General features: G+C 48.0%; 4 protein-coding genes. All 4 read right to left on the bottom strand.

Annotation, left to right across the window (positions count from 1 at the left end; translation table 11 throughout):
* Positions 1–1,129 (bottom strand): CoA-binding protein (locus FP815_14315; protein MBA3016101.1); only part of this gene is annotated, 1,129 nt, incomplete at its 3' end.
* Between the two features lie 462 nt (positions 1,130–1,591).
* Positions 1,592–2,569: a UDP-3-O-acyl-N-acetylglucosamine deacetylase gene (locus FP815_14310; protein ID MBA3016100.1), complete on the bottom strand. Its 978-nt coding sequence runs from the start codon at positions 2,567–2,569 to the stop codon at positions 1,592–1,594.
* A 381-nt stretch (positions 2,570–2,950) separates the two neighbouring features.
* Positions 2,951–4,003, bottom strand: a complete 1,053-nt coding sequence (lpxK, locus tag FP815_14305; GenBank protein ID MBA3016099.1) for a tetraacyldisaccharide 4'-kinase — start codon at positions 4,001–4,003, stop codon at positions 2,951–2,953.
* Positions 4,000–5,268: a 3-deoxy-D-manno-octulosonic acid transferase gene (locus FP815_14300; protein MBA3016098.1), complete on the bottom strand. Its 1,269-nt coding sequence runs from the start codon at positions 5,266–5,268 to the stop codon at positions 4,000–4,002. Before FP815_14300 ends, lpxK begins: the two co-directional genes overlap by 4 nt.
* Positions 5,269–5,312: the final 44 nt, after the last annotated feature.

The raw sequence follows: 5,312 nt of genomic DNA, 5'->3' as shown, positions 1-5,312 counted from the left end.
TGTACCGATCAACGCCCGCGTCTCCGATAACATCTACCGGATTATTAATATTGGCCGTGGGAGGCAATGCGCTTCTGAGAACATCAGTTGTATCCGGCGAAAATTTTGCCAAAGTCAAACCGACATTCATAGTGATATCGGTGGCAATGATCCCTGGCCCCCCGGCATTGGTAATAATCGCCACCCGATTGGATTTCGGCAGCGGCTGGGTAGCAAAGGCAATGGCATAGTCAAAAAGGTGACTGATAGTTTGGGCCCGATAAATTCCACTTTGCTGAAAAAGAGCGTCATAAATGGCTTCAGATCCAGCAAGAGATCCGGTATGAGAACTCACTGCAGCTGCGCCAGCGGCAGTACGTCCAGACTTAACCGCGACAATCGGGGTTGGATTATCTCCACCGGTGATTTCGCGGACCACATCAATAAACTCAAAGCCGTGCCGCAAATCTTCAACATACATCATAATGACATTAGTCTCAGGATCGGCGTGCAGATAGCGAAGCAGGGCCAATTCATCGATATCTGCTTTATTCCCCACCGAAATAAACTTGGAAAACCCGATATTTTTTCGTGCTGCGTAATCGAGGACCGCTGTACATAACGCGCCAGACTGACTGATAAATCCAATATTCCCCGGCAAAGGAGGGCGCCTGGCAAAGCTGGCATTCAAACTAAAATTGTGATCCGTATTTATAACTCCCAGACAGTTTGGACCAACCAGGCTCATAGAATACTCTGTACAAACCGCTTTCAGTTCGTCCTCCATGGCCAGACCAGTTTTTCCCACCTCACGAAACCCGGCAGTGATAACGATCAACCCCTTGACCCCCTTCTCTCCTGCCTCTCGGGCAACCTGGATCACTTGAACTGCAGGGACAATAATTACTGCTAAATCAACCTGATCATCTATATCGGTTAGTGTTGGATAAGCACGGACCCCACATATCGAGTGGGCCCGAATATTAACGGGATAAATAACACCGGAAAATCCACCTTCTAATAAATTCCTGAATACAGCAAGCCCGACGCTCCCCTTCCGTTGAGAGGCCCCAACTACCGCAACCGATCCGGGCTCAAATATCGCTCGTACCCGATCGAGCGAGTTATCGGCCAAAGACCCGCCGCGCATCACACCCATATCACCGTTTTGACCCATCGCTCTGCACCTCCAAAGGTTATGCAATCCCTGCCCAATCGGTCTTTGAGACCTATCTCATCTCGAATGTCGAACGGATTCAAGACGACAACGACTTTAAGAACAGGTGAAATGCGCTTACTTAATAAAAGCAGTGTATAGTGAGGTCAAAACAGCTGTCAAATAGTATTCGATCAAAGGGGGGAAGATAACAAAATAAATCAGAGATCAGCTCAGGGATTACCACAAAATTCCCATAACAGACTATGTTTTGTGGCGATTTATCAGGAAATGAAATTTCAGAAAAAAGAAGAAGGGAGGGTGATTAACAATCAATCATTCCCCCGCAGGCGGGATTGAGCAACTTTAACACCTTAGTTTCAGACTATACTAAATACCAACCATCAAGGGCATGACAACTTTTCAACACCACCACAGTCATGCCCCCGCCAACAACTAACACACTGTTACAGGACAAGGTTTAGCCTGAAGAAAAGGAAACATGACGGTTCCGACGTTCATGCTGGACACTAATGTCTCCAGCATACCACCCTCGGAGCACTGATCAGGTTCAACGCACTGCCAGCACTCAGGATTGGCAACAATCGCTTTCATCAAGGCGAGATGCTGCCCATGGCCTGATTTTGTGGCTTCGACATGTCCCTGAAGATAACACCCAAGCAGAGCCAGATCACCAAGCAGATCAAGAATCTTGTGACGGGCAAACTCATCACCAAAACGCAGACCTTCTTCGTTGATAACCCCTTGTTGACCGATGACCACCGCATTTTTCAACGATCCGCCCAATGCGTAACCAGTGGCCTGCAATGCCTCTACCTGTTCGATAAAACCAAAGGTTCTGGCAGAAGATATTTCATCGCAAAACTTTTCTGGTGAGACATCAACAGAGTATGACTGACTCTGAACAACGGCATGGTTAAAACCGATGTGGCAAGTAAGCTTGAATCCGTCATAGGGAGTAATGGAAATAACCTTATCCCCTTCCTGACAGCGAATTGGCTTGATGATCTTAAGTATCCGCCGGCAGGCCTTTTGTTTGGTGCGGCTCACGCGGCGTAAACCTTCAACAAAGGGCGCTGCGCTCCCATCCATAATTGGCACTTCAGTCCCATCCAGCTCAACCAGAACGTTATCAATTCCCAACCCCATCAGAGCTGCCAAGAGATGTTCGGTAGTTGAAACAACCATACCACGCTCAGCAATAGTTGTCGCCAGACTGGTATCCACTACCCGATCAACAAATGCCGGCATGGAATCATCGCTACCGTACCGCTTAAAACGAATTCCGTGATAAGCGCGGGCCGGCGACACCGTAATCTTAACTGGTTGGCCGCTATGGAGACCGGTGCCGATGAAACTGACCGGTTTCTTTACTGTATGCTGGTATATTTCCATTCGATTTTTTATCATCATCAGCAAAGACAAGCACTTGCCGAATCATCTCCCAAAATCCGTAAAAAATTACTTTCAGTCAAAAAGTCTGATCCCGTCATTAGGACCAAATCAACAGGAGAACAAAGCAATATATATACCAAACAAATTAAATTTCCAGAAAACACGAAAAAACACAGAAAGGCGCCAGATATATTTTCAAAAAAAAATACGCATAAACAAACAAATAAAGCAAATTTCTCACACGTAATTAAACTTTTTTCTTAAAAAATGCCTCCGAGACACCTGAACACAAAACAACTACACGCTCAGAGCATCCTCTCTCTGTTGCAAAAAAGACACAGTTTCATCTCCGCCCAAGGCAATCCAAAGGCACAATACGCCACAGCAACAGGTCCCCACTCACACAACACAGAGCTTCTCCAGCACGAATCGATCAAAACCCTCCTCCATCCGCAACCCAACGGCCAAGACCCAGATTGGCAAAGCAGACTTCATCGATTTAATTTTAACATAATCCTTTTCGGTAGTAATCAGGGCCGCACAATCAGCAGCCAACGCCAAACGAACAATGTCTTCAATATCACCGGAAAGGAATGGATAATGGTCGGAAAATGGCTTCCGCCCTTTAACCAAAAAACGACTCTCGATAATTCGCCAAAACGATTGCGGATTAGCAATACCACAAAAGGCAAAGAGCGGAACATCAACCAACTCCTCAAGAGGCACCCGGCGCTGTTGTTGGTCATAAAGGGCGACAGGCTCATAATCCCCAAAAAAAACAGGGACACCTGGACACTGCTGGTCCAACCAACGTCGGAAGAGCACATCATCGCTCGCATCTCTGCCCGCGGCGCCTGTCACCACGCAACAATCAGCACGCCTAAGCGCCGCTGCCGGCTCACGAAGTATCCCGCCGGGAAAAACCCACTCCGAACTTATTGGAACACCTGAGGCAAACAAAACCAGATCAAAGTCCCTGCTCACTGCTTGGTGCTGAAACCCATCGTCTAAAATCAAGACATCGACACAATCACGTCGAACAAGATACTGCCCCCCATTGACCCTTTGTCGAGAAATCACAACCGGCACCCCTGGTAATTCACGGGCCAGAAGCACAGGTTCATCCCCAGCCTCAACTGATGACAAGAAAATCCGGTTACCATCAGACACCAAAGCAACTGGCAACCGGTTCTGCCCACCATAACCACGGCTCACGACACCCGGACGGAGCCCATGAGAGGAAAGAAGTCGAGCCAAATACATCACCATGGGAGTCTTTCCGGTTCCCCCCAAAGTCAGATTACCAACACTTACCACAGGTAGTGTCAATCGAGTCACAGCAAGAATACCCTTGGCATAGAACGCGGCTCGAATCCGCATAACCAGGCTATAGACAGGTGAAAATATCTTCCCAAAAAAGAACGCCATGCGAACGAGTCGATTGTCGCTCACCACAAAGCCTCCCTGATCAATCCCAGCAAACGTTGAGCCGCTCCTCGGTGCTTCATGACTAGATCACCAGCACACCTCCCCATTCTCTTTCGCTCACCCTCACTGGCGAGCAACTTTTCAACCCTGTCTCGAAAGGTCTCGTCGGTCACTGTAAATGCGCCGCCAACAGCGACCAAATCCCGACTTATTTCGGCAAAATCAGCCATATAATCCCCAAAGAGCACCGGCACAGAGTAAAAAGCCGGTTCCAGGGGATTATGCCCACCCTGATCAACCAGACTTCCTCCAACAAAGGCAATATCCGCCAAGCGATACACAGATACAAGCTCCCCTAGGGTATCGAGAATCAATACCTGTCCAGAACTTCCCTTCTGCCCAGTCCGCAGGGTATAATGCAAGCCTCGATCAACACACAAATCTACAATCTCCAATGCCCGCTTTACGTCTCGAGGAGCTATCACCAAAAACAGGAAGGGATAATTAGTAAGCAAGGAGACAAAAGCATCAAGCACAATTTCCTCCTCACCATTATGAGTACTCCCAGCCACCAGGATTAGCCCTCTTGTGCCAGTAATATCCGCAAGACTGATTACTCTTGTTCCATCAGACACAATTTCTGCCATATCGTATTTCAAATTACCACAGACGACAATTTTTTCAGGGTTCACACCAAGTTGAACGAGACGAATGGCATCATCAGCCATCTGCATGGATATCCGCCAAAACGAGGAGAACACAGGGGTAAACAGGAAGCGAAATCTATGGTATCGAGCCATAGACTGACGAGTAACTCTGCCGTTGGCAAGAAGACAACGAACCTTTTTCCTATTCAAATGCGACAACAGATTCGGCCAAAAATCAGTTTCCACCAGAACAAAAAGATCAGGACGCAGCAGCCTCACAAAGCGCTTCACTACCCAGTAAAAATCAAGAGGAAAGGGAACTATACAATCAGCCAGGCCGGTCAACCCTCGAGCATACTCCTCACCGCTACGGGTCGTGGCAGAGAGAATGACCACTACTTCTGGCATCTCTCGACGCAACACCTCAAGCAAAGGTCGGACCGATGCCATTTCCCCCACCGACAAGGCGTGAATCCAAACTCTTGGCCCCAGTGGCAGATCAGAGATCATGCCCCCGAGTCCAAACCCCAATCGATTAGGAATACGATGACGATATTTGGCCGAGACGACTACCCACACAGCCAGAAAGGGGCCAAGAATCAGGAGCAACAGAATCTGAAGTATGTTATAGATAATAATCATAAGTTGATGGTCTCGCAAAAAATCACGGGATGGCTAAGCAGGTA

Source organism: Desulfobulbaceae bacterium (assembly GCA_013792005.1).
Classification (GTDB): domain Bacteria; phylum Desulfobacterota; class Desulfobulbia; order Desulfobulbales; family VMSU01; genus VMSU01.
Note: the sequence above shows the minus strand (reverse complement) of the source record. Positions and strands in the feature narration are given on the sequence as shown.

Excerpts from the sequence above, each read along its gene's own strand:
- FP815_14310 (MBA3016100.1), bottom strand. The coding sequence starts at position 2,569 with ATGATGATAAAAAATCGAATGGAAATATACCAGCATACAGTAAAGAAA.
- FP815_14300 (MBA3016098.1), bottom strand. The coding sequence starts at position 5,268 with ATGATTATTATCTATAACATACTTCAGATTCTGTTGCTCCTGATTCTT.